General features: G+C 67.2%; 21 protein-coding genes and 2 pseudogenes. 8 read left to right on the forward strand and 15 right to left on the reverse strand.

From position 1 onward, the window contains the following. Positions 1 to 12: 12 nt before the first annotated feature. The 4 genes from dapF to OG716_RS19495 all read right to left on the reverse strand — a co-directional run bounded on the left by dapF (position 13) and on the right by OG716_RS19495 (position 3,475). A complete protein-coding gene (gene dapF / locus OG716_RS19480; RefSeq protein WP_405139773.1) occupies positions 13 to 906 on the reverse strand; it encodes a diaminopimelate epimerase in 894 nt (297 codons plus the stop codon). A gap of 68 nt (positions 907 to 974) precedes the next feature. Then, entirely contained in the window at positions 975 to 1,796 is an 822-nt protein-coding gene (locus tag OG716_RS19485; RefSeq protein ID WP_405138941.1) for a TrmH family RNA methyltransferase, read from the reverse strand. Beyond that, positions 1,797 to 2,729, reverse strand: coding sequence for a tRNA (adenosine(37)-N6)-dimethylallyltransferase MiaA (miaA, locus tag OG716_RS19490; RefSeq protein WP_405138942.1), 933 nt, complete (start codon positions 2,727 to 2,729; stop codon positions 1,797 to 1,799). After that, positions 2,726 to 3,475: a hypothetical protein gene (locus tag OG716_RS19495; RefSeq protein WP_405138943.1), complete on the reverse strand. Its 750-nt coding sequence runs from the start codon at positions 3,473 to 3,475 to the stop codon at positions 2,726 to 2,728. The genes miaA and OG716_RS19495 overlap by 4 nt, the downstream gene beginning before the upstream one ends. A 175-nt stretch (positions 3,476 to 3,650) precedes the next feature. Between OG716_RS19495 and OG716_RS19500 the strand changes: the two genes are divergently transcribed. Both OG716_RS19500 and OG716_RS19505 read left to right on the forward strand, forming a co-directional pair. Beyond that, complete coding sequence (locus tag OG716_RS19500) at positions 3,651 to 5,075, forward strand: DUF349 domain-containing protein (RefSeq protein WP_355129649.1); 1,425 nt, start codon at positions 3,651 to 3,653, stop codon at positions 5,073 to 5,075. A gap of 679 nt (positions 5,076 to 5,754) precedes the next feature. Beyond that, positions 5,755 to 6,567 carry a phosphatase gene (locus OG716_RS19505; protein WP_405138944.1) on the forward strand — a complete coding sequence of 271 codons (813 nt, stop codon included), beginning with the start codon at positions 5,755 to 5,757 and terminating at the stop codon, positions 6,565 to 6,567. Here the strand turns inward: OG716_RS19505 and OG716_RS19510 are convergent. Next, on the reverse strand, positions 6,557 to 7,567 hold the full coding sequence (locus OG716_RS19510; protein WP_405138945.1) for a GlxA family transcriptional regulator: 1,011 nt from the start codon (positions 7,565 to 7,567) through the stop codon (positions 6,557 to 6,559). The two genes, OG716_RS19505 and OG716_RS19510, sit on opposite strands and share 11 nt — an antisense overlap. A gap of 70 nt (positions 7,568 to 7,637) precedes the next feature. Here OG716_RS19510 and OG716_RS19515 point away from each other — a divergent pair, with 70 nt between their 5' ends. Beyond that, complete coding sequence (locus tag OG716_RS19515; protein WP_405138946.1) at positions 7,638 to 9,050, forward strand: MFS transporter; 1,413 nt, start codon at positions 7,638 to 7,640, stop codon at positions 9,048 to 9,050. A 79-nt stretch (positions 9,051 to 9,129) separates the two neighbouring features. On the opposite strand, the gene OG716_RS19520 is transcribed toward OG716_RS19515, so the two are convergent. Then, on the reverse strand, positions 9,130 to 9,708 hold the full coding sequence (locus OG716_RS19520; RefSeq protein WP_405139775.1) for a hypothetical protein: 579 nt from the start codon (positions 9,706 to 9,708) through the stop codon (positions 9,130 to 9,132). 265 nt (positions 9,709 to 9,973) lie between these two features. Beyond that, on the reverse strand, positions 9,974 to 11,542 hold the full coding sequence (miaB, locus tag OG716_RS19525; protein WP_405139777.1) for a tRNA (N6-isopentenyl adenosine(37)-C2)-methylthiotransferase MiaB: 1,569 nt from the start codon (positions 11,540 to 11,542) through the stop codon (positions 9,974 to 9,976). A 166-nt stretch (positions 11,543 to 11,708) separates the two neighbouring features. Here miaB and OG716_RS19530 point away from each other — a divergent pair, with 166 nt between their 5' ends. From OG716_RS19530 to OG716_RS19545, 4 genes are all read left to right on the forward strand, one after another. Continuing rightward, entirely contained in the window at positions 11,709 to 12,437 is a 729-nt protein-coding gene (locus OG716_RS19530; RefSeq protein WP_327146478.1) for an amino acid ABC transporter ATP-binding protein, read from the forward strand. A gap of 29 nt (positions 12,438 to 12,466) precedes the next feature. Then, complete coding sequence (locus OG716_RS19535) at positions 12,467 to 13,300, forward strand: glutamate ABC transporter substrate-binding protein (protein WP_355129641.1); 834 nt, start codon at positions 12,467 to 12,469, stop codon at positions 13,298 to 13,300. 97 nt (positions 13,301 to 13,397) lie between these two features. After that, positions 13,398 to 14,078: an amino acid ABC transporter permease gene (locus OG716_RS19540; protein WP_405138947.1), complete on the forward strand. Its 681-nt coding sequence runs from the start codon at positions 13,398 to 13,400 to the stop codon at positions 14,076 to 14,078. Then, positions 14,075 to 14,965, forward strand: a complete 891-nt coding sequence (locus OG716_RS19545; protein WP_405138948.1) for an amino acid ABC transporter permease — start codon at positions 14,075 to 14,077, stop codon at positions 14,963 to 14,965. Before OG716_RS19540 ends, OG716_RS19545 begins: the two co-directional genes overlap by 4 nt. Positions 14,966 to 15,608: 643 nt before the next feature. Here OG716_RS19545 and OG716_RS19550 read toward each other — a convergent pair. The 6 genes and pseudogenes from OG716_RS19550 to OG716_RS19575 form a co-directional block, all read right to left on the reverse strand. Further along, on the reverse strand, positions 15,609 to 16,271 hold the full coding sequence (locus OG716_RS19550; RefSeq protein WP_405138949.1) for a hypothetical protein: 663 nt from the start codon (positions 16,269 to 16,271) through the stop codon (positions 15,609 to 15,611). Next, positions 16,268 to 16,810 (reverse strand): hypothetical protein, encoded by a 543-nt coding sequence (locus tag OG716_RS19555; RefSeq protein ID WP_405138950.1) that lies wholly within the window; start codon positions 16,808 to 16,810, stop codon positions 16,268 to 16,270. Before OG716_RS19555 ends, OG716_RS19550 begins: the two co-directional genes overlap by 4 nt. 301 nt (positions 16,811 to 17,111) lie before the next feature. Then, positions 17,112 to 17,276, reverse strand: a pseudogene (locus OG716_RS19560) (recombination regulator RecX); the annotation flags it as partial. 183 nt (positions 17,277 to 17,459) lie between these two features. Next, positions 17,460 to 18,026 (reverse strand): annotated as a pseudogene (gene recX / locus OG716_RS19565) (recombination regulator RecX); the annotation flags it as partial. Positions 18,027 to 18,809: 783 nt separating this feature from the next. Next, a complete protein-coding gene (gene recA / locus OG716_RS19570) occupies positions 18,810 to 19,850 on the reverse strand; it encodes a recombinase RecA (RefSeq protein WP_355129631.1) in 1,041 nt (346 codons plus the stop codon). A gap of 163 nt (positions 19,851 to 20,013) precedes the next feature. Beyond that, positions 20,014 to 21,042, reverse strand: a complete 1,029-nt coding sequence (locus OG716_RS19575; protein ID WP_405138951.1) for an Lrp/AsnC family transcriptional regulator — start codon at positions 21,040 to 21,042, stop codon at positions 20,014 to 20,016. Between the two features lie 98 nt (positions 21,043 to 21,140). On the opposite strand from OG716_RS19575, the gene OG716_RS19580 reads away from it, so the two are divergent. Next, the gene (locus tag OG716_RS19580) at positions 21,141 to 22,550 is read left to right on the forward strand and encodes an MFS transporter (RefSeq protein WP_405138952.1); all 1,410 of its coding nucleotides are present in this window, start codon (positions 21,141 to 21,143) and stop codon (positions 22,548 to 22,550) included. A gap of 156 nt (positions 22,551 to 22,706) precedes the next feature. Here the strand turns inward: OG716_RS19580 and OG716_RS19585 are convergent, their stop codons facing one another. Then, positions 22,707 to 23,159: a nuclear transport factor 2 family protein gene (locus OG716_RS19585; RefSeq protein ID WP_405138953.1), complete on the reverse strand. Its 453-nt coding sequence runs from the start codon at positions 23,157 to 23,159 to the stop codon at positions 22,707 to 22,709. A gap of 13 nt (positions 23,160 to 23,172) precedes the next feature. Next, positions 23,173 to 24,015 carry a pyridoxamine 5'-phosphate oxidase family protein gene (locus tag OG716_RS19590; RefSeq protein WP_405139780.1) on the reverse strand — a complete coding sequence of 281 codons (843 nt, stop codon included), beginning with the start codon at positions 24,013 to 24,015 and terminating at the stop codon, positions 23,173 to 23,175. Between the last annotated feature and the right edge of the window lie 51 nt (positions 24,016 to 24,066).

The raw sequence follows: 24,066 nt of genomic DNA on the forward strand, positions 1-24,066 counted from the left end.
CCCGAAAGCGCCCTACGCGTCTTGCCACCATTTGGCGGCTATTCGGCCTGCTGCCACCAGGACCGAGGGGCCGCGGAGCCAGGCTGCGCCGTTTTCGATGCCCACGGTGACTGTTCCGCCTGGGATGTGGACCTGGACGTGGCCGGAGTCGGTGGCGAGGTCGAAGCCGTCGCGGGCCAGGGCGGCGGCGGCCGCGGCGACGGTTCCTGTTCCGCAGGAACGGGTTTCGCCTACGCCGCGTTCGAAGACGCGCATGTCCACACCGCGCTGACCGTCGGAGGCGACGCCGAGGGCGGTGAGGATTTCCACGTTCACACCCTTCGGGAAGACGGTGTGGTCGAAGGACGGGGCGTGGGTGAAGTCGAGTTCGCCCAGTTCCTGATGGGTGAGGGTGGCATCTACGCAGGCCAGGTGCGGGTTGCCGACGTCGATGCCGAGACCGGTGAATTCGCGGCCGGCCAGGGTGGCGGTCGACTCACCGAGCACGCGAACCGTGCCCATGGCGACGGTGACCTCACCATGTACGGGATCGGCGTGGTGCACGACCACCGGGCGTGCGCCCGCGCGGCTGCCGACCACGAACTCTTCGCTCTGTTCGAGACCGGTGGCGACCAGATAGTGAGCGAAGACACGGACGCCGTTGCCGCACATCTCGGCGATCGAGCCGTCGGCATTGCGGTAGTCCATGAACCAGTCGCTCGCGCTCACGCCCTCGGGCAGCACCGGCAGGGTGCCGTTCTCGAAGAGTGCGCCCGCACGTGCCACGCGCAGGACACCGTCCGCGCCGATGCCGCGCTGGCGATCGCACAGGGCCGCGATACGCGACTCGGTCAGTTCCAGCCACGCGTCCGGATCGGGCAGCACCACAAAATCGTTCTGAGTGCCGTGCCCTTTGCTGAATTCGATATCAGCCGCGCTCTCGTTCACCATGTCGTCCTCACCCACACCGTCGTCCGCACCCGGACCCGAAGTTTTCACCGCAACGCCCGGCGCTGCCGGGAAATTTCGTACAGGGCCACCGCCGCCGCCGACGGCGCACCGAGCGTGCCGTCGGACGGAATGCACACCAGCTCGTCGCACGCCTGCTGCCAGGCAGGGCCGAGCGTCTCGCTTTCATCGCCGAGGACCAGCACGGTCCCGCCGTCGAATTCGAGCTCGTCGAGGGCGATTCCGCCGTGATCGTCACTGCCGACGATACGGGTGGCGATACCGCGGCGGCGCTGCCGGTCCCGGAATGCGAGCACCTGCGCGGGTCCGGAGGCGCGCAGCACGGGCACCGCGAAGAGGGCTCCGTCGGACGCCTGCACGCTGCGCGGATCGTAATGGTCCGCGCCGGTACCGGTAATGATCACTCCGCCCGCCCCGAAGGCCGCCGCCGAACGAATGAGCCCACCCAGGCGCGCGGGCGAGGCCGGGCGGTCGATGACCACCACATTCGGCGGGTGATCGGGTGTGCCGGGTGCGAAATCCTCGAGCTCCATGCGCCGCGCGATGGCCACCGCCACCAGTTCCGGCACCTGCTGCGAGGGTTCGGCCAGCTCGGACATCACCTCCGGCACCAGTCCGACGCTCGGCACACCGCTGGAATCGAGCACCTCCCGGGCCCAGGCCGACGGCTCCGGGCCGCCCAGGCGGTAGACGAGAGTCTCCAGCGGCCAACGACATTCGAGCGCCTGGGCGATCGGACGCATACCGTGCACCAGAAACCGATTGTCCCGAAGCCGGCTGGCGCGATTGTTCAGGTACGCCTGCCACACCTGTACCGAGGCGTTGCGGGCGTTCGCGCGACGGGTCACTTACCGCACTTCCTGTTCATCCTTCTCGGTCGAGGAGTCGATGAGCGCCAGTGCCGTCGCCGCCAGATCGGGATCCGCGCCGTTCACCCATCGCACCCGCGTATCGCGGCGGAACCAGGAGCGCTGTCGCCGGACATAGCGCCGGGTACCGATGAAGGTGCGCTCCTGTGCTTCGTTCAGGTCGTATTCGTTGTCCAGGTAGTCCAGGACTTGTGCGTAACCGATTGCGCGGCGGGCGGTCTGGCCTTCACGCAGGCCCTGGTCGATGAGGGTGTGCACCTCCTCGACCAAACCGGATTCGAACATGCCCGCGGTGCGCAGTTCGATGCGGGCGTCGAGTTCGGCGGTCTCGCGGTCCACGCCCAGAATGACCGTGCCCCAGCGGGGTTCACCGATCTGCGGGGCCGAGGCGGCGAAGGGTTTGCCGGTCAGTTCGACCACCTCGAGGGCGCGCACCATGCGGCGGCCGTCGGTGGGGAGAATGGTGGCGGCGGCGACCGGATCGGCGGCCCGCAGCGCTTCGTGCACGACCACCACACCGCGCTCGTCCAACAGGGCTTCCCATTTGGCGCGAACCGACGGGTCGGTGGCCGGGAAGTCCCAATCATCCAGTAGCGCTTGCACGTACATCATCGAACCACCGACGATGACCGGTGTGTGGCCGCGCGCCATAATCGCCTCGACATCCGCGCGCGCCGCGGTCTGGTAGGCGGCGACCGTGGCGGTCTCGGTGATATCGAGAACGTCCAGCTGGTGGTGCACAATGCCGCGGCGTTCCGCGACGGGCAGTTTCGCGGTGCCGACATCCATGCCCCGATACAGCTGCATGGCATCGATATTCACGATCTCGCCGTGTAGCCGCTCCGCCAGATCCAGTGCCAGATCGGATTTTCCGGTGGCGGTGGGGCCGACAACGGCGATGGGGGTGATCATGCGACGCCGTCCGGGTACCAGACGCTCACGTGGTACGCCACACCGAACGGGGCTGCGGCGTAGCGGGTTTCGACCTTCGGGTCGGTGTCGTCGGCGCTGAAGAGCCCGGCCAGGATCTGGTAGGCGGGGCGGCCGGCCACATCCAGGTCGGCGCACAATTGCGGGTCGAGGGCGGCCAGTGCGGCCCGGTCCCCCGCCGTGAGCGCTCGATCGATATCCGCCTGCACCGCTTCCGCGCGCGTATCGAGGTATCGGGGGGCTGTGGTGGACATGGTTGCCGCACCGTCGCCGACGACCAGGACGCCATACCGGTCGGTCTCGGCATCGAGCTCGGCGCGCAGCCGGGCGCCGAAGGCCGCACACTCCGCGGGCGTGCTGCCGGCGGCGATCAGGCGAGCCTGTGCCGACGCTTCAGGAGCGACCTGTTCGCGGAGCCAGCCACCGATCAGCATCGCCAGCGGCAGCGCCGGGTCCGCCGTCGTCGATGCCACGGCCCTTGACAAACCCACCCGCACATCGACGCCGTAGCCCCGGAACGTGCCCGCCGTCTCCGGGCCCAGTACCAGATCGGACTCGGCCGCACCGACCACGATCCAGCGCGAGACCTGCTCGGCAAGCGCTCCCGCGGCGGACAAAACAGCCCTGCGCAGCACAGCGGGTTCACCATCGGTCGCTGCGCCCGCCGCGCCCCCGAGTTCGGGCACCAGGGCGGGCGGTGAGGGAACCAGCGACGCAACACAGAACACGCCGTCAACCGTAGCGCTACCGTGCCTCACCAGCCCCACCCCGCCCGGGTCGCCGCGCCACCCAGGTGGCCTCAAAGACAGCATTTCGCACCCCAGCCTGGTTGAATGGGGTCAGCTAGACAGATGAGCTAGGGCGTAACCAGGCAGCCGTGACGCGCGGCAGGGACGAGGAGCGATGACCGAGAACAGCGGAAACGAAAAGGCTACCCAACCGGAGTCGGCCCCGACGCCTGTGCCCGGCGCCGCCGCTCGACCGTCACCGGCCACTGTCGCCGGTCCCCGTCCGGGGCCCGGGCCGCGCAAGCCGGAAGCCCCGAAACCACACGCCGTCAAGCCCACTCCCGGCGCGGCGACTCCGCATCCGCATCCGGTGGTGGTCCCCGCCGTGAGCGACCCCAGCCAGTGGGGACGGGTCGACGAGGACGGCACCGCCTGGGTCAAGACCATCGAGGGCGAGCGGGTGGTCGGCTCCTGGCAGGCCGGCGATACCGCCGAGGGCCTGGCCCACTTCGGCCGCCGCTTCGACGATATCGCCACCGAGGTGGCACTGCTGGAGGCCCGGCTCGCGGCCGGTACCGACGCCCGCAAGACCAAGGCCGCCGCGACCGCGCTTGCCGAAACATTGCCGACCGCTGCTGTCATCGGTGATATCGACGGCCTCACTACCCGGCTGCGGGCCATTATCGAGCACTCCGACGAGGCAGCCGCACACGCCAAGGAGGAGAAGGACCGCTCCCGGCACGAGCAAACCGAGCGCAAAGAGGCGCTGGCCGCCGAAGCCGAGCAGATCGCCGCCGAATCCACTCAGTGGAAGGTCGCGGGCGATCGGCTGCGCGAGATCCTCGACGAGTGGAAGACCATTCGCGGCGTGGATCGCAAGGTCGACGATGCGCTGTGGCGGCGCTTCTCCAAGGCGCGCGAGGCATTCAACCGCCGCCGGGGCGCGCACTTCGCCGAACTCGATCGTGAGCGCGCGTCCGCCAAGACCCACAAGGAAGGGCTGTGCGTCCGGGCCGAGGAGCTCTCCAGTTCCACCGACTGGGCCGGCACCGCCGCCGTCTTCCGAGATCTGCTGGCCGAGTGGAAGGCCGCCGGCCGCGCCCCCCGCGAGGCGGACGAGCAGCTGTGGAAGCGCTTCAAGGCCGCACAGGACGTGTTCTTCGCGGCCCGCAATTCTGCCGCCTCCGAGCGTGATGCCGAATTCGAGGACAATGCGACAGCCAAGGAAGAGCTGCTGCTGCACTACGAAAGGCTCGATCCCGAAACGCATCTGGACGCCGCCCGCGCTTCCCTGCGCGATCTGCAGGAGAAGTGGGACGCCATCGGCAAGGTCCCGCGCGAGCGCATCCACGATCTCGAGGCCCGCCTGCGTGCCGTCGAAAAGCGCGTCCGCGACGCCGTGGACGCCCAGTGGCGCCGCTCGGACCCCGAAGCCATGGCCCGTGCCGCCCAATTCCGCGAGCGCGTAGCCCAATTCGAGGAACAGGCCGCAAAAGCCCAGGCCGCAGGCAAGACCCGCGATGCCGAAAAGGCCCTGGAACAGGCCAAGCAGTGGCGCGAATGGGCCGAAGCCGCCGAAGGCGCCGTCAGCCAGCGCTGAGCACAACCACGAGAAGGGCCTGGGCGACCGAATACGGTCGGCCCAGGCCCTTTTCGTCGGTTCGCGCGGCTCGACGCCCTCGGCAACCCGGGCGGTTTCGTCGGCCTGCCCGGCGAGAAGCACCCGTCATACGAGCGGGTCCAAGCTCCTCGCAATCACGGCGGGTCGAAGCCCTTCGTCATCCCGGCGAGTCCAAGCCCCTCGGCATCCCGGCGAGTCAAAGCCCCTCGTCATCCAGGCGGGTGCAAGCTCCTCGGCATCCCGGCGAGTCAAAGCCCCTCGTCATCCCGGCGGGTGCAAGCTCCTCGTCATCCCGGCGAGTCAAAGCCCCTCGTCATCCCGGCGCGCTTTTGGCCGGGATCCACAGAAACCTGTTGGAGCGCAGCCGGTGTTGGATCCCGGCCAAAAGCATGCCGGGATGACGGGGCAGGCATTTCCTTTGACGGCCAGGGACGCAAGCGCGCGCTGTCGGCCTGGCGCGAGCGCCGGCACTGCTCGGCTGCGCCCCTGCGGCCAGCGCGGCGAGCTCCCTCGTCGATGTCATCGGAGGGGCTAGCATCCAGCGCGAGACGACTGGCGGCGGCGCGATGCGCGTTCCCACCGGTCGGCGGGGCAGGTGGATTCCCTTGGGGGGCAAATGAAACCAGCGCTGGTTGGGGAGCGGCGCTAGGCTCGCGGAATGGCACCGAACCGGGAAGCACTTATCGCGCATCTGCTGGCGACCGGAATGGCGGGGCGGGTGGCCACGCCTCGGGAGAACAATCTGCTGCATTATCTGCTGCTGGCGCATCGGGATCCGGATTATTTGTTCGGGCTGGATCCGGGGCCGCAGTGGACCGCGGATGCGGTGCTGGAGTTGATGGCGCGAAAGGTGGGGGTGAGTCCGCGACTGAATTTTCGGCGGGGGGTGGACACCATCGATCCGGAGCTGACGGCCGCGGCGCTGGACCGGTATGCCGCGAGATTCCGGGTGGCGCTGCGGGATCGGCAGCGGGTGCTGTTCGCGACCGGGCATCCGCGCACGCTGGGGCCGTTCTATCAGCTACTGGCCGCGGCGCTGGAGGAGGCGGGCGGCACGGTGGTGAATGCCGGTGCGGGACTTGGCTACAACGGTGAGACGCGGTACGGCATGCAGCGGCTGGAGGTCGACTTCTTTCTGGGGGTCGCGACGCTGCACGATCCGGGCGGCCCGATCCATACGCACTCGGCCGAGCCGGTGCAGATCGTGCTCGCGGAGCTGGCGCACACCGGCGCACAGATGCCGGATCTTGTTGTCGCCGATCATGGTTGGTGCGGCGGAGCGGCACAGGCGGGTCTGGATGCGATCGGTTTCGCGGACTGCAATGATCCGGCCCTGTTCGTCGGCGAGGAGGAGGGCACGGTCGCCGTGGCGGTGCCGCTGGACGACGGCATCGATCCTGACAGGTACGGGCTGCTGGCCGATTACATCCTGGCCGACTCTCTCAGCGACGCAACCGATCTCAACCGGTGACGACCTCATGCCTGCTGGCGCGATGAGAGCGGCGGTACTCACTCGGTGAGACACCCACCTCGCGGCCGAAATGCGCGCGCAGGTTGGCGGCGGTGCCGAGACCGCAGCGTTCGGCCACGGCGTCGACGGGAAAGTCACTGGCCTCCAGCAGTTCCCGGGCCCGGATCAGCCGCTGGGTGAGCAGCCACTGCAGCGGGGTGCCGCCCAGTTCGGCATGGAAACGGCGGGCGAGGGTACGTTCGCTGGTATTGGCGTGCTTGGCCAGATCCGAGACGGTGAGCGGCTGATCCAGGCGGTGAATGGCCCACTGCAGCGTGGCCGACAGGCCGCTGTCGTCGGGGTAGACCGGGACCGGCGATTCCAGATACTGCGCTTGGCCGCCCGCCCGGTGCGGCGGCACCACCAGATAGCGGGCGGCGGCATTGGCGGCCCCCGAACCCAGATCCTTGCGAATCAGGTGGATGCACAGGTCCATTCCCGCCATGGTGCCCGCACTGGTGAGAATGCGGCCATCGTCGATATAGAGCACCGACGGATCGACCTCGAGGTGCGGAAAGCGTTCGGAGAGCGCGCTGATATGCCGCCAGTGCGTGGTCATGCGCCGCCCGTCGAGCAGCCCCGCGGCCGCCAGGACGAACGCTCCGGTGCACAGCGAGGCGACGCGGGCGCCGGCCTCGTAGGCCGCGCGAACGGCCTCCACCAGATCGGCGGGCGGGTCCTCGCGCACATTCGGCACGGACGGGACGATGACGGTATCCGCGCGGACCAGATCGTCGTAATCGTGATCGGTCAATGCCACGAACGGATCGCGCAGTTCCGCCGACCGGGTGCCACACGGGCCGCAGAGCTGGAAGCGATACCAGGAGTCCGGATCGACGCCCAGCGGCGGCTCGTAGAACACCTGATAGGGAATGGCTACCTCGAAAATCGGCATACCCGGCGCCACGGCGACCGCGAGCGTGCCGGGGGCGGTTCGGGTTCCGGAGCCGTTCTGGTCCATGTCAGAATCCTAGCGCATCATGGCATTCCTGCCACTGTTCGCGGGAATCCCCAGGTCGCATAGTCGAATCATGACGACAACGACCGAACGGGAAGCAGCGCTGCGGCAGCAACCGCAGGATGCGCCGAACTCCCGGCGGTGGCAGATCCTGGCCATCGCCGGCATTGCCCAATTCCTCGCCATCCTCGACCTTTTCGCGGTGACCGTCGCCTTCCCGACCCTGCAGGCGACCTTCGGGACCTCCACCAGCGCGGTGTCGTGGACGCTGAACGCCTACACCATCGTGATGGCGGCGCTGCTCGTACCGGCCGGGCGACTGGCCGACGACACCGGCCGCAAGCGCGGATTCCTCATCGGCATAGCACTTTTCGGGCTCGCCTCGATCGCCTGCGGTTTCGCCCCCACACTGGGGACGCTCATCGCGGCACGGGTGGTGCAGGCCGCGGCCGCCGCACTCCTGGTGCCGACCGGCCTGGGGCTGGTGCTCCCCAGCTTCCCGCGCCGGGAACACGCCACCGTCATGGGCATCTGGACCGCCATCGCGGCCGCCGGTGCGGCCAGCGGACCGGTGCTGGGCGGCCTGCTCCTCCAGGCCGGGTGGCGCTGGATCTTCTTCCTGAATGTGCCATTCACGCTGGTGGCCTTCATTCTCGGCATGGTGGTGCTGCCCGATATCAAGCTGCACGCCGAGCGACGGCTGGATCTGCTCGGCGCGCTGTTGATTCTCGGCGCGACCGCGGGCTTCACGACGGTGTTCGTACAGGCCTCCACCTGGGGGTACACCGGTCCGGCCACGCTCGGCTGTCTCGCTGCCGCCGTCGTGCTGACGGGTTGGTTCGCCTGGCACGTGCAGCACCATCCGGATCCGGTGGTGAGTCCGGTCGTCTTGCGGCACAAGCTTTTCCGCACCGCCACCTTCGGAGTGTTCTGCTACTACCTGGCTTTCGCCGCCATGATTCTGGAGGCGACACTGTTCCTGACCGAGCACTGGCACTACTCGGTGCTGGAGGCCAGCCTCGGCGTCGCGCCCATGCCGATCAGCTGCCTGGTGCTCTCACCGTTCTCCGGGCGCTTCATCGCCTGGGTCGGGGCTCGCGCCTCGGCCGCACTGGGTGGTGCGAGTCTGGCGGTGGGCTGCGCGTGGTGGGTGGTGAGCAGTGGGTTCACCGATTCGTATGCGCTGGTCATACTGCCCGGCAGTGTGCTCGCCGGAGCCAGCACCGCACTGCTGCAGCCGCCGCTGTTCGGATCCGCGGCGCTGCTGCCCGCCGATCAGATCTCGCTGGGGTCGGGGACCCTCATGATGGCGCGGCAGACCGCTTCGGCGCTCGGCGTCGCGATCCTCATGGCGATACTCGGCGAGGGCACGCAGCGGACCCTGGGGGAATTCCGGGCGGGCTGGATCTACATGGTGGTCGTCGGCATCGCGGCCATGTTCGCCGGTCTGGCGTATCGACCGGAAACCATGGCCGAGCCGCTCTGAGAAGCACACGAAAACTGGGTAGCGCACGAAAAAGGCCCGGCGGTCACCGAATTCGGTGACCGCCGGGCCTTTTGTTCGCTTATTCGCCGAACAGGCGGCGGCGACTGGCTTCCTCGGCTGCGGCGGCGGCCAGGCGGCGCTGCTCCTCGGCGGCCAGGTGCACGGAGGTGCGGCCCCACACCACGCGCACCCAGTGGAAGGTCAGCACCACAATGGCGATGGCGGACAGGATCAGGCCGAAGCCGGGTCCCGCACCGTGATAGTTGTTCAGGCCCGGGGTGTTGCGATGCCAGATGGAGAAGACGCCGAACACACTGCCGACGGCGGACCCGGCGACCGCGATCCAGGCCAGTGCCCAGCGGCGGGTCATCAGGGCGAGCAGTGAGAAGCCGATGCCGAAGACCAGCACGAACCATTCGAAAACGCGGGACGGCAGCCCGATGTGCTCGGCCTTGGCGGCGGCGTCGTACATGATGACGTCGAAGCCGCGGGCATGACCGGCATGCGGCAGCACCATCGAGAGCAGCAGCACGAACACCGCACCGGCGACCACCATGGCGCGCACGCCCGGATCGATCTCGCCCGCGATCTTGCGCTCCACCGCTTCGAGGTCGTCCCGGAACTGCTCGAAGTCCTGACTGTTCTCGGCCGGCTTCATGCTCTCCTCGTTCGCTTCGGGCGCCGGTGTCGACGCCGAATCGGGCTGTGCGGCTTGATCTTCCGGTCGCGCGTCGCTCGGCTCGCGAGCCTCGTCGGGGCCGGTGGGCTGATGCTCGGTCATACGCTGTGATCCTGAGTCGTCCTGGAGGGGTGTCGACCCATCATGCTCCCGCACCGATCCGCCCTACTACGCGGTGTCGGATTGACCGCGGGGCGCTGCCGATCGACCGCGTGATTGCGGACCACCGACCGCACTCGACCCGTCAGGCTCCACACTCGGAACCGCAGCCCGCCGCGGCGGTTTCCACCACGATCGGCGCGCCGATCTGCGGCAGGCCGAGGCCGACGCCGATGGGTGCGGTCTTCGGGGTGATGCCCAGCTCGTGCGCGTCACCGGCGCGGGTGCGGCGGTGGGTCTGCACGGGGGCGTCGGCGATCAGATGGTGCGGGGCGGCACCGGTGATCTCGACGGTGATGATGTCGCCAGGGCGAATCTCCGCACCCGCGGGCAGGTCCGCCGTCGGGCGGAAGTGCACCAGACGGCCGTCCCGGGCGCGACCGCTCATGCGCGCGGTGGCCGCGTTCTTCTTGCCCGCGCCCTCGGCGACCAGCAGCTCGACCGTGGTGCCGACCATCGCCTGATTGCCTTCGAGGGAGACCTGCTCCTGCAGTTCGATGAGTCGCATATAGCGCTCCTGCACGACTTCCTTCGGCAGCTGATCGGGCATATCCGCGGCGGGAGTGCCGGGGCGGATGGAGTACTGGAAGGTGAAGGCGCTGGTGAACCGCGCCTGCCGCACCACATCCAGGGTCGCCTGGAAGTCCTCCTCGGTCTCGCCGGGGAAGCCCACAATAATGTCGGTGGTGATGGCGGCGTGCGGCATGGCGGCACGCACCTTGTCGATGATGCCGAGGAATTTGGCGCTGCGGTACGACCGCTTCATGGCCTTGAGCACCCGGTCGGAGCCCGATTGCAGCGGCATGTGCAGCTGCGGGCAGACATTCGGGGTGGCGGCCATGGCCTCGATGACGTCATCGGTGAATTCGGCCGGATGCGGGGAGGTGAAGCGCACCCGCTCCAGGCCCTCGATCGTGCCGCAGGCGCGCAGCAGTTTGGCGAAGGCGCCGCGGTCGCGCTCCTCGTTCGGGTCGGCGAAGGAGACACCGTAGGAATTGACGTTCTGACCCAGCAGGGTCACCTCGAGCACACCCTGGTCGACCAGCGCCTGCACCTCGGCGAGCACATCACCGGGGCGGCGGTCGACCTCCTTGCCGCGCAGGGCCGGGACGATGCAGAAGGTGCAGGTGTTGTTGCAGCCCACCGAGATCGACACCCAGCCGGCGTACGCGGATTCGCGCTTGGCGGGCAGCGTGGAGGGGAAGGCTTCCAGGGATTCGATAATCTCGACCTGGGCTTCTTCATTGTGGCGGGCCCGCTCCAGCAGCACCGGCAGCGAGCCGATGTTGTGGGTGCCGAACACCACATCCACGTACGGCGCCTTCTTGACGACGGTGTCGCGGTCCTTCTGCGCGAGACAGCCGCCGACCGCGATCTGCATGCCGGGGCGCTCGGCCTTGATCGGCGCGAGATGGCTGAGCGTGCCGTACAGCTTGTTGTCGGCGTTCTCGCGCACCGCACAGGTGTTGAAGACCACCAGATCCGCGATCACACCGGGGTTGGCCTGCACATATCCGGCGTCTTCGAGCAGTCCGGAAAGGCGTTCGGAATCGTGCACGTTCATCTGGCAGCCGTGCGTGCGCACCTCATAGGTTCGCGCTTCCTGCTCGCTATCGCGCTCGGCTACCGCGCCACGTGCTGAAACCTGCCCCAACGAATTCACCCAACCAGGGTAATCGCTGCCCAGCCGGGGTTACGGGCGGGTGTCGACTCGGCGCAAGGTACCGATGCTGGAACCAAAGACGAGCATTTCGGGCACAGTGCCTCTAAGGTCACAATTCATGACCGACGCGCCTGTATCCGTCAGCAAGTCCGCGCCGATGATTTCGATGCGGAGTGTGGACAAGCACTTCGGCTCGCTGCACGTGCTGCGTGACATCAATCTCGAAGTGCCCGCCGGGCAGGTCGTGATCGTGGTGGGACCCTCCGGTTCCGGCAAGTCGACCCTGTGCCGCACCATCAATCGATTGGAGACGATCGACTCCGGTGAGGTCGCCATCGACGGGGTGCGGCTGCCCGATGAGGGCAAGGCCCTGGCCAAGCTGCGGGCCGATGTCGGCATGGTGTTCCAGTCCTTCAATCTGTTCGCGCACAAGACGATTGTCGAAAACGTCATGCTGGCGCCGGTGAAGGTGCGCGGCCTGGACAAGACGACCGCCCGCGCCCGCGCCATGGAATTGCTGGAGCGGGTGGGCATCGCCGAACAGGCGGACAAGTATCCGGCGCAGCTGTCCGGCGGACAGCAGCAGCGTGTTGCCATCGCGCGGGCGCTCGCCATGGATCCCAAGGTGATGCTGTTCGACGAGCCGACCTCCGCACTCGACCCGGAAATGGTGTCGGAGGTCCTGGATGTGATGGTGCAGCTCGCCAAGGACGGCATGACCATGGTGGTGGTCACCCACGAAATGGGGTTCGCGCGCCGGGCCGGCAATCGGGTGCTGTTCATGGCCGACGGGCAGATCGTCGAGGACACCGAGCCCGAATCATTCTTCACCGCACCGAAATCGGAACGCGCCAGGGATTTCCTCGGCAAGATCCTCAGCCACTGACCTGCTCTCCCTACAGAATAGGATTTTCGATGAGGCTCAATAACGTGCTCAAGGTTGCCGCCGGGGCGGTTGCCCTGGCGGTCGTCGCCACCGGATGTGGTGGCGGCAGCGATAAGACCGCCAGTCAGCACGCCGCCGACGGAAAGCTCACCGTCGGAATCAAATACGATCAGCCGGGTCTGGGCCTGCACAATAAGGACGGCTCGTTCAGCGGCTTCGATGTGGATGTGGCCAAGTTCGTCGCCGACAAGATGGGCGTGAAGCCGGAGAACATCACGTTCAAGGAGGCGCCGTCCGCGCAGCGCGAAACGCTGATCCAGAACGGGCAGGTCGATTTCATCGCCGCCACCTACTCGATCACCGATACGCGCAAGGAGAAGGTCGATTTCGCGGGGCCCTATCTGCTGACCGGGCAGTCGCTGCTGGTGCGTGCGGACAATACCGATATCACCGGCGCGGACTCGCTGAACGGCAATAAGAAGCTGTGCTCGGTGAAGGGCTCGACCCCGGCGCAGAATGTGAAGGACAAGTACGCCAAGGAAGTTCAGCTGCAGGAGTACGACACCTACTCGCTGTGTGTGGAGGCGCTCAAGTCCGGTTCGGTGGATGCTGTCACCACCGATGATGTGATTCTGCGCGGTTATGCGGCGCAGAATCCGGGTGCGCTGAAGGTGGTCGGCGCGCCGTTCACCGTCGAGAAGTACGGCATCGGCGTCAAGAAGGGCGATACCGAATCCCGCACCAAGATCAATGACGCAATCGACGCCATGATCTCCACCGGTGCGTGGAAGACGGCGCTCGAAAAGAACTTCGCCGGAACCGGATTCCAGGTTCCCGCGCCGCCGCAGGTCGATCGGTACTGAGTTGATATCGCGTGCCGGGCGGTGATTCGCCCGGCACGCTTCGGCTTTCAGTAGTTACTGCACTCAGAGTTACTGCGATCGGAGGGGCGCGGACGCCGTGTTCGACTTGATCTCGAAATATCAGACCCAGCTGCTGGATTCGTTCTGGGTGACCATCAAACTGACGGCGTATTCCGCGGTGCTGGCGCTGATTCTCGGCACGATCATCGCCGCCATGCGGGTGTCGCCGATGCCGGTCGCCCGCTGGCTCGGCACGGCGTACGTGAATACCTTTCGCAATACGCCGCTGACGCTGATCATCATCTTCTGCTCGATCGGGCTGTACACCACGCTCGGTGTGAAACTGGCGCCGGCCGGGCCGAATGATTTGGCGGAAAACAACTTCCGGTTCGCCGTTCTCGGATTGAGTGTGTACACAGCGGCTTTCGTCTGCGAATCGCTGCGCGCCGGCATCAATACGGTATCGCTGGGGCAGTCGGAGGCGGGGCGCTCGCTGGGCTTCACCTTCCTGCAGAATCTGCGACTCGTGGTGCTGCCGCAGGCTTTTCGCGCCGTCATCGCGCCGCTGGGCAGCGTGTTCATCGCGCTCACCAAGAATTCGACCGTCGCATCGGTGATCGGTGTCGGGGAGGCCGCGCTGCTCATGGACACCATGAACGAGAACGAGGCCGCTCCGCTGGCCATCGGCGCGATCTTCGCGCTCGGCTTCGTCGTCCTCACCCTGCCCACCGGCCTGCTCTTCGGCTGGCTGGCCAAACGATACGAGGTAGCCCGATGAGCTCGGCTTCGGTCCTCTACGACGCCCCGGGGCCCAAGGCCCGGCTGCGCTACCGGCTGTACTCGGTCGGCGTGGTGGTGGTGCTGGCCGCGGCCGCCTGGTTCGTGCTGCACGCCCTCGACAGCAAGGGCCAGTTCGAGGCCGCCAAGTGGAAACCGTTCGTGGACGGGCAGATCTGGTCCACGTACCTGCTGCCGGGTCTGCGCGGGACCATCGAGGCGGCGGTGCTGTCGATCGTCTTCGCACTGGTGATCGGCATGGTGTTCGGCATTCTGCGCCTGTCCGAGCATCGGATCGTGCGGGTGGTCGCGGGCGCCGTGGTCGAGATCGCGCGGGCCATCCCCGTGCTGATCCTGATGATCTTCCTGTTCGCACTGTTCTCGACCAAGAACCTCTTCCCCTCCGATCAGCTGGCGCTGGCGGCGGTGGTGACCGCGCTGACCATCTACAACGGGTCGGTCATCGCCGAGATCGTGCGCTCGGGCATTCGCTCGCTGCCGAAGGGGCAGTCCGAGGCGGCCGTCGCGCTGGGCCTGCGCAAGAACCAGGTCATGCGCGTAATCCTGCTCCCCCAGGCCATTACCGCCATGCTGCCCGCGCTGGTCTCGCAAATGGTGGTGGCACTGAAGGATTCGGCGCTGGGCTACCAGATCACGTTCGTGGAAGTGGTCCGCGCCGGCAAACAACTCGGTGCCGCCGAACAGAACACCGTCCCCGCCCTACTGGTGATCGCCGCCATCATGATCACCCTCAACTACACCCTCAGCGTCGTAGCCACCCAGCTCGAACGCTGGCTGCGCACCCGCAAACGCGGATCGACCGTAGTGAGCGCCAACATCACCACCGGCGCACCGGGCATGGACCTGACCGGCGCAACCCGCCCCTAGCTCCCCGTGCCTCAGCCCGGGGGGGAGTGTGATTCCCGGGCTGGGGCACATCCCGCTCCGCAGTTCCTCATGCCCAGCCCCTGCCGAATGCCACTGAGGCACATCTCGTTCTCCCCGAACGACTGTCCGCCCTCACCCGTGCACCGTCGCACCCGAGACTCGTGCACCCGCTCTCCCCGCTCGCGCATCGCTCGTACTGGGGCCGGTGCGCCGCTACCCCGGGGGCTGGGGCATGTTGCAGCTCACGTCAGCTCCGAGTTGGGGCCAATGTCCCCGAGCCTCGGACAACCGGCAATCTTTCCTCGCATACTGCTCTATATGAGCGAAGAGGACAGAGCCCGAAGACAATTCCTCCTCGGCCTGATCACGGTCGCGGTCCTCACCCCCCTCGCGGCTCTCTGCACCGCCCTCGCCGCAGCCCTGGGCACGTTGCTGATGCAAGACGCCCGCACCCGCCTGGCCAACGCCCTCCGCCGCGAGCCCGCATCCTCTCCACGCCTCCCCCTCCCCCGCGTGGCCACCCCTCGCCCTGTGAGCCCAGCCGGCACCCGCCACCCCCGCCGTGGCCCCGCCGTGGCCCGTCTCCGCGGCCGAATAGTCCACTGAGCCGCCAGCTTTCACCACCCTGCCACAGCGCCGCGCTTCACAACAGGCACGCGAGGTCATACGCTCGCGCGAAGTCATCCGCCCATGCAGCCGCGTGATCGCGCTCGTAGGCCCGGAACAACCTCTCCCGCACAGCTTCTCGCCGGACCCACGCGGCTATCGCATCCTTCGAGTCCGATATCCGAACCATCTCGTTCACCAGCGCGGCCAGATGGCGGTCCGCCGAGCAACCGGCAATGTTCTCCCACGCGACCAGATACCGCGCCGGGCCGATCCCCGCCGACGCCACCCCATCGAGGAACTCCCGTGCGCCCGTGAACACTCCGACCCGAGCCGGAAACTCACCCAGCACCCGATGCCACACCGCATCCAGAAACTCTTCAACCGCCCGCTGCTCCCCCAACGGCCAACTCCCCCACTGCTCCTGCCCCAACTTCCCCAAAACAATCCCGGCATCCAGCTCATCCGAGGTAATCAATCGCTCGAACAACATCGGTAGCAGCGCCTTCACATCCTGACGCCCACCGACCGTATTGCCGAGCTTGATGGTGAGCCAGAACAGATCACACTCATCCACCCGCACCGGCGGCCCACAGTGCGGGCACCGATCCAGCACCGCCTTGCGGGGATACGCCCCGAACGCCGCTGCCAAATCATCAACCACATGGGCAATCCTGGCGCCGCATCGTCCACCCATCAAGCCGTTTGCTCAGCAACAGCCGGGGGCAGCCACGGCCGATCGCCAGGCGGGAGAGTTCCGCTCCGCACACCGAGATCCGCACGAGCGCACTCATAGAATTCGTTTCTCCTTCGCCCCATTTCGGAGTACAGGCGAACGTATTCCGCATGCTCGATGGCATGCCCCCGCGCCGGCCAGCCGAGCTCCCATGCCGCCCGGTTCCAACTGCGTGCCGCAGCCACCGCTTCTGGAGACCCCAGCAGCAGAACGGTTTCCCACTTGACGGTCTTGTCCGCTTCCGCCTCAGCCAATAGCCGCATACCCGTATCGATATCGATCGGCAGCGCCACCGCAGGGTAATCGCGCGCTGCTGCCAGTCGATACGAAACCTGCACATACTGTTTCAGCGAATTCGCGTACTCGCTGTAGGCGGCAAGCCGCTTGTCATCCCACCGAGTGTCCTGCCCCCTCCGCCACTTCGCCCGCTCGTTCATCATCGTCACCACGAACGTCGCCCCCGCACCGAGCACGACCCCCGCCAGCGTTAGCAACTGCTGCACAACCCACTCATATATAGAATCCAGCCGCACCACAACAGAATTAGCCGCAGACAGTCGCCCATTGCATCGAGAGGGCACTGGTGGTGGCGACACGTGGAAGGCCACCTGAGAGCCCTCTCGATGGTCAAGATCATCAGGAACTGGTGGCGGCGTTGTGCGAGAAGACTCTGCCGTCAGTTCCTGCTCGATGAGAGAGGGCCGACGCCGGGAGTTCGCGCGTTGCTGGTGGCGTGAGCTGTGCGGGGTGGGGATGGTCACGCGCTGCTTGGTTCCGGCTGCCAGTGGCTCTCGCGGAATTTGGCTACACGAAGTTGGCGGCTGCGAGCTCTTGTTTTACTACGGAGTAGGCGGTGGAGGGGGTGTAGCCGCGGCGGGCGAGCATGGCTACGAGGCGGCGGGTTGCTTTGTCGCGGTCGAGGTTTGGGGGGAGGGAGCGGATTTTGCGGCGGATCAGGGCGGCGGCGGCTTCCTGATCATCGGCAGCTGAGGTTGCCGAGGGGTCTGCATCGTCCGAGGCGAGGTCTGGCGATGGGTTCGAATCGTGGGTGGGGGCGCCGTCGTCCGAGTCGCTGGTGGTGCGAGTTTGTGGGCGGTTCGGCCTCGCGAGTCGGCGGGGTTTTTCCTGCCCGCGGGGTTCGGGGAAGGCGGCTGTGGAGAGTTCGGCGGAGACTACCGAGTAGGCGGTGGAGGGGTCGTAGCCTTTGCGGGCGAGCATGCCTACCAGGCGGCTGGTGGCCTTGTCTCGGGGCAGGCCGGCGGGGAGGGTGCGGGCTTTGCGGGCTACCAGGTCTATGGCTCGGGCGCGCTCGTCGTCGGGGGTGATGGTGGAGAGGGACTCTTCGATGAGGTTGGGGGCTATGCCTTTGCGGCGGAGTTCCTCGGTGAGGACCTTTTTGCCCTTGCCGGAGTAGGTGTGGCGGGAGTAGACCCACTGCTGGGCGAAGGCGGCGTCGTCTACCAGGCCGACCTCGGTGAGGCGGTCGAGGGCGCGGTTCGCCACCTCGACGGAGAAACCCTTGGCGGCCAGGCGATCCGACAGCTCGAAGCGGCTGCGGGCACGGTCGGTGAGTAGGCGCAGGCAGATTTCTTTGGCCTGCGCATCGGTGCCGCCGCCGGGCAGCGGTTCGACAACACCGGGACGGCCGCGGCCACGGCGGGGACGACGGTCGCGCGAGGATTCCTCGTCGTCGGAGAAGCCGGAATTCGCTTCGCCGATACCGGTTTCCGCGTCCCGCGAGTTCCTGGATCGCCCGCGTCGGCGCGAGCGGTCATCCGCGAAGTAGGAGTCGGGGTCGGTAATGGACCGGCCGGCATCGCCCGAAGTGGGCGGCGCTTCCTCTCGCTGCCCATCCGGCCGATGCCGACCGGCATCCGGCGAACGACGTTGTGACGACTGCTCTTCGGAGTCGAATCCCGCATCGGAATCCGGCCCGATGCCGGAATCAGCCTCGGCGCGAGAGCGCGATCTGCCGCGGCCCGCGGACTGCCTGCGATCACCGGGCTCTTCACAGAAATCGGCCTCATCGCCGAACCCATCACGCGACTTGGACCCATCGCGAGACTTGGACCCGCGGCGCGGCGCGGACCCACCACGCGATTCGGACTCGTCACGAAGACCGGACCCGCCACGCGACTCAGACCTATCGTGCGAGTCAGACCCGGCACGAGAACCGGATCCGCCACGAGAACCGGACCGGTCGCGCGAGTTGGACCCGTCGCGGAAGTCCGCCGCGCTGCGGGAGGAGAACTCCTCGCGGATGCGGGAGTCTTCTCGTGGCGCGGGCTCTTCGGGAGTGCTGGGCTGGGCGGGTGGGGCGGACTCGGTCCAGCGGCTGGAGGCGGCCCAGGGGTCGGAGTCGTAGCGCTTCGAGGCGGGGGTGCGGCCGCGGGCTGCCAGTGAATCCAGTTGGCGGCGCAGGCGTTCCACCGCGTCGAGGCGGGAACTTTCGGGTCCCGGCGAAGTGGGCCGGGACCCGGAGGCGTTCCGATCGGTCATCGACTAGAAGTCGGCCGGGGCCTCGGCGGCGTCGGCGGTGACGACTGCGCCGATGCCGAGCTTCTCCTTGATCTTCTTCTCGATCTCGTCACGCACATCGGTGTTCTCGAGCAGGAACTTGCGGGCGTTCTCCTTGCCCTGGCCGAGCTGATCGCCCTCGTAGGTGTACCAGGAGCCGGACTTGCGGACGAAGCCGTGCTCGACACCCATATCGATGAGCGAGCCCTCCTTGGAGATGCCGTGCCCGTAGAGGATGTCGAACTCGGCCTGCTTGAACGGCGGGGCCACCTTGTTCTTGACGACCTTCACGCGGGTGCGGTTACCGACCGCGTCGGTGCCGTCCTTGAGAGTCTCGATGCGGCGGACGTCCAGACGGATGGTGGCGTAGAACTTCAGCGCCTTACCACCGGTGGTGGTCTCGGGCGAGCCGAACATGACGCCGATCTTCTCGCGCAGCTGGTTGATGAAGATGGCGGTGGTGCCCGAATTGTTCAGGGCGCCCGTCATCTTGCGCAGCGCCTGGCTCATGAGGCGGGCCTGCAGGCCGACGTGGCTGTCACCCATCTCGCCCTCGATCTCGGCCCGCGGCACCAGGGCGGCGACCGAGTCGATGACGATGATGTCGATGGCGCCGGAGCGGACCAGCATGTCGGCGATTTCCAGCGCCTGCTCACCGGTGTCGGGCTGGGAGACCAGCAGTGCGTCGGTATCGACGCCGAGCTTCTTGGCGTAATCGGGATCCAGCGCGTGCTCGGCGTCGATGAACGCCGCCACACCGCCCTGAGCCTGCGCGTTCGCCACCGCGTGCAGGGCGACGGTGGTCTTACCGGAGGATTCCGGACCGTAGACCTCGACGATGCGGCCGCGCGGCAGACCGCCGATGCCGAGCGCGACGTCCAGCGCGATGGATCCCGTCGGAATCACGGCGATGGGCTGGCGGGTCTCATCGCCCAGGCGCATGACGGCGCCCTTGCCGAAGCCCTTCTCAATCTGCGCCAACGCCAACTCGAGTGCCTTGTCGCGATCGAATGCCTGTGGTGCCATCGTGGTCCCCTTCTCGACGGGTGAGTCTCATTCTGTGGTTGGCGCCCACGTTAGAGGGCGGCACCGACAAGTTCCGACGCCGAGCTTAGACGAACAGGTGTTCGACGCAAGCAACGCGCCACCCGACACGCGGATCTCACCTCGAAGTCATCGGGTGGACACCTCATAGTGACGGCACGACGCCGGGGCGGTGCACGTCGAGCAGCGTCTGCGACTGCTTGTAGGTCCGTAGCGCAGGCGTCACCTCGACATCGCCGATCCCCTCGAGCGAGCCGAGCCGCTCGGTGACGAACCGGTACAGATGAGCGGTATCGCGACAGGCCACGGAGGCGAAGAGATTCGCGGGCCCGCTGATCGCCGAGAGAAAGGCGACCTCCGAATAGGCGGCAATGGTGAGGCCCGCCTTCTCCAGATCCCCCGGGCGCACCCGCATCCACAGCAGTGCGCGGGCGTTGTAACCCATTGCCCCCATGGCGAAGTCGAGATCGAAGTACAGCACCCCCGATTCGACGAGCTCGCTCATACGCCGCGCCACCCGGGTCGCGCTCCACCCGGTGGCCGCGGAGATCTGCGCATAGGGCGCGCGGCCGTCGCGACCGAGGATGGTCAGCATGATCCCGTCCTCGCGGGAGAGCGTCACCGGCGATTCCGGCCCGGAGGGCTCCCACAGACTGGGCCGGGGACCGAGTTCGCTCAATTGCCGAGCACTGAGCAGCCGCCCATAGCGTGGCCACTCATCGGCGAGCGGAAACTGCCGCATCGATTCGTGCACACTCAGTTCGAGCACATCGCTGACGCGGGGAATCAGGCGCAACAGCAGTTCATCTCGGCGCTCGGCCGAGCGCGGCCGGCCGGTGCAGAACACCTCGTAGCCGGTGGAGAGCAGGGAAACCCAGCTGAGATCCGGTACCCGAGCGAGCGTTTCGGCCAGCACCGGCGCGCGGCTGGGCGTGGACCTGATCCGCAGCAGCCATTTGGTGTGCCCGAGCGGCACCGAATTCACCTGCCCGGAAACGTGAATCATGCCGCGGCGGCGCAGTGATCGATACCGGCGCGCGGCGGTCTGCTCCGAGATGTCGAGGATCGCGCCGAGCCTGGCGAAAGGGATCCGCGCATCGGCGGTCAGTGCGTGCACGATCTGCTTGTCGAGGACATCGAGCATGTCGGAATCTTCGATGTATTCATCCTCCATAGGAGGATTCTAGCGGATTTGCCGCCACTGCTAGGTAGATATACCAACCATCGCGGAGGCTAGGAGACGAAATCGTTCGTTCTCTTTTGGAGGTTCCCGTGCGGAAATGGCTACCCCTGTTCGCGGCGTGCCTCGGCACCTTGATGCTGCTCATAGACGTGACCATCGTGAATGTGGCACTACCGGACATGTCCGCCGATCTCGGCACCGGCCTGTCCGGACTGCAGTGGATCGTCGACTGCTACGCGCTGGCGCTGGCCGCACTGCTGCTGGCACTCGGCTCGCTCGCCGACCGGGTAGGTGCCAAGCAGGTCTATCTGGCCGGACTCGCGCTGTTCGCGATCGCCTCGCTGATCTGCGGCATCGCCGACAATGCACCGGTGCTGGTGGCCGCGCGCATCTTCCAGGGCGTCGGCGGCGCGGCGATGTTCGCGACCACGCTGTCGCTGCTGCACGCCACTTACACCGGGCGTGATCGTGGCGTCGCCTTCGGCACCTGGGGTGCGGTCTCGGGTGCGGCGGCCGGAATCGGCGTGGTCCTCGGCGGCGTGCTGACCGATCTGCTGTCCTGGCGCTGGATCTTCTTCGTGAACCTGCCCATCGCGGCGGTGACGATCGTGTTGTCCGCCATGGTGTTTCCCGCTTCGCAGCGGCATCCGGGTCGTGATGTGGATGTGCCCGGCATGCTGGCCTTCACCCTCGCGGCCGCGGGCGTGACCTTCGGCATCATCCGCGGCGGCGAACACGGCTGGGGCGATGGCGGCGCACTGCTGGCGCTGGCGGCCGGCGTGGCCGCCGTGGTGATCTTCGCGATGATCGAATCCCGGGTTGCCGCACCGATGTTCCCGCTGTCGCTGCTGCGCAACCGGACGCTGGGGGCGACTCTGCTCAGCGCCTCGGGCCAGACCTTCGCCGCCTTCGCGACCATGCCGCTGCTCTCGCTGTGGTTGCAGCAGCAGTTGCACATGACCCCGTTGAACGCGGGCCTGGCCATGCTGCCCATGGCCGCGACCGCATTCCTGGTCGCCGGGCTCACCGGCCGGGTACTGCACGACGCACGCCCCGAATGGACCATCGGCGCGGGCCTGATCGTGGTCGGCGCGGGCTCCGGCCTGCTGACCCTGATCGGCACCGGATCCTCCTGGGTCGCCATGGTTCCCGGCTTCGTGGTGATCGGCGCGGGCATCGGCGTCAATGCCCCGGCCCTGGTCTCGACCGGCATGGCCGCCGTGTCACCGCAGCAGGGCGGAACCGCCGCCGGTGCGGTGAATACGGCACGGCAACTGGGGCTCGCACTGGGAGTCGCGGTGCTGGGCACCGTATTCCGCGATGTCGCCGGTGATGCGGGACGAATGCCGCTGTCGGACTTCGTGAGTGGGCTCGACGCCGCGGTGACGGTTGCGGCAGCTGTCGGACTGACCCTCGGTGTAGCCGCATTCGCCCTGTTCCGGCGGGCACGGGTAGACGTACCCGCGGCAATCCCGGCGGACGCGGTGCTCATCGACTGAGGCAGCTTCAGGCGGTGCTGTCGCAGACCGATGCGCCCACCCGCCGACTGAGACCGGGCAGGGGCCTCCCAGCAGCGAAATATGCTGGGAGGCCCCTGCTTCGAAGTACGCTGGGGTCCCTGTTTCCGTGTCAGCCCTACTCGAGCGGGCTCAGTACTATTCGAGCGGTAGCGACCACTCTGTGTCCTCCGCGCTGCGCGGGCCGAAGATGCGCCGCTCGGATTCCTCGATCCGGGTGTCGTTGATACTGGCCTCACGCCGGGACATGAGACCCTCGGGGCTGAACTCCCACAGCTCATTGCCGTAACTGCGCCACCACTGCCCGGAGTCGTCGTGCCACTCGTACTGGAAGCGCACGGCCATGCGATTGTTGCGGGTGCCCCACAGTTCCTTGCGCAGTGCATAGCCGTTTTCGGTGGCCCACTTACGCTTCAGGAACTCCACGATCTCCGCGCGGCCGGTGATGAACTCATCGCGATTGCGCCACACCGAATCCTCGGTGTACGCCTGCGCGACGATCTCGGGATCGCGGGTGTTCCAGGCATTCTCGGCGGCACGGACCTTGATCGTGGCCGATTCCATATCGAAGGGTGGCAGTGGGGGACGCATGAGGGGAATCCTCTCAGGGATTGGCGGGCGAGAGTTCGGGCGCACTCCAGCGCAGTGAGCTCGCGCCGGAGATCTCGATCACCCGGGTGAGGGTGAAGTCGATGGCGCACTGCGCGCCGGGGGTGAATGCGGTTTCTTCCCAGGTTATTTCGGCGGTGCCGGTGAGCTGCAAGGTGCCACCGGTACGCCAATCCGGGACCAGCAGTCCGCAGCGCGGGTCGGCGGCGATATTGCCCAGGGTCATGAACATGGAGTTGCCGCGGTAGTCCGGCCAGCGCAGGTGGATCGGGGAAAGCACCTGCAGGAAGCCGGGATTGCCGCCGCGATGGGAGGCATCGGCATTGCCGTCCGGATCGGCGGAGGCGATGAAGAAGGCGTCCGCCGCCGAGATCGCCTGCTGTTGCGCGGTATCGAGAGCGCCTGCTCGCCGCACAGCCACCGGCCCGCTCTCCGACCACTGCTCGACATTGCGGCGAGAGATGTATTTCGGGCAGTTGGAGTACACCTGATCGGTGATTACGCGCAGCCCCGTCGCGGTGGGTTCCGCGGTGCCGTTCACCCGCATGCGCCGCCGCAGCTGCGGTTGCAGCGCGATCATGCCGAGATACCTTGGGCTGCGCAGTGCTTCGGCCAGCGGGTCGCCCGGTACCGGGCGCGCGTCGATCTCGATGATCCGGTCGTCGAGCGCCCTCGCGAATCCCGGCAGCCCGGTGAGCTGGCTCGCCCACAGCCGGCCCGCGTCATCGGTGGCGGCCACCACGACCATCGGCTGCCGGGCCAGGAAATCGGCTGCGGCATCAGGAATGTGGGGACTGATCATCCGCCCGACCCGCTGCGCGGTATCGGCCTGGCCCATCCGCTGCTGGACGGCCAGTTCTCCCGGGTGATAGGCGACGGTCACTGTGCA

Source organism: Nocardia sp. NBC_01388 (assembly GCF_045040085.1).
In the GTDB taxonomy this organism is placed as follows: Bacteria; Actinomycetota; Actinomycetes; order Mycobacteriales; family Mycobacteriaceae; genus Nocardia.

Coding starts and splice junctions, on each gene's coding strand:
- miaA (WP_405138942.1), bottom strand. CDS start 2,729: ATGATCACCCCCATCGCCGTTGTCGGCCCCACCGCCACCGGAAAATCC.
- OG716_RS19500 (WP_355129649.1), top strand. CDS start 3,651: ATGACCGAGAACAGCGGAAACGAAAAGGCTACCCAACCGGAGTCGGCC.
- OG716_RS19505 (WP_405138944.1), top strand. CDS start 5,755: ATGGCACCGAACCGGGAAGCACTTATCGCGCATCTGCTGGCGACCGGA.
- OG716_RS19510 (WP_405138945.1), bottom strand. CDS start 7,567: ATGGACCAGAACGGCTCCGGAACCCGAACCGCCCCCGGCACGCTCGCG.
- OG716_RS19515 (WP_405138946.1), top strand. CDS start 7,638: ATGACGACAACGACCGAACGGGAAGCAGCGCTGCGGCAGCAACCGCAG.
- OG716_RS19520 (WP_405139775.1), bottom strand. CDS start 9,708: ATGAAGCCGGCCGAGAACAGTCAGGACTTCGAGCAGTTCCGGGACGAC.
- OG716_RS19530 (WP_327146478.1), top strand. CDS start 11,709: ATGATTTCGATGCGGAGTGTGGACAAGCACTTCGGCTCGCTGCACGTG.
- OG716_RS19535 (WP_355129641.1), top strand. CDS start 12,467: ATGAGGCTCAATAACGTGCTCAAGGTTGCCGCCGGGGCGGTTGCCCTG.
- OG716_RS19545 (WP_405138948.1), top strand. CDS start 14,075: ATGAGCTCGGCTTCGGTCCTCTACGACGCCCCGGGGCCCAAGGCCCGG.
- recA (WP_355129631.1), bottom strand. CDS start 19,850: ATGGCACCACAGGCATTCGATCGCGACAAGGCACTCGAGTTGGCGTTG.
- OG716_RS19575 (WP_405138951.1), bottom strand. CDS start 21,042: ATGGAGGATGAATACATCGAAGATTCCGACATGCTCGATGTCCTCGAC.
- OG716_RS19585 (WP_405138953.1), bottom strand. CDS start 23,159: ATGCGTCCCCCACTGCCACCCTTCGATATGGAATCGGCCACGATCAAG.
- OG716_RS19590 (WP_405139780.1), bottom strand. CDS start 24,015: ATGGGCCAGGCCGATACCGCGCAGCGGGTCGGGCGGATGATCAGTCCC.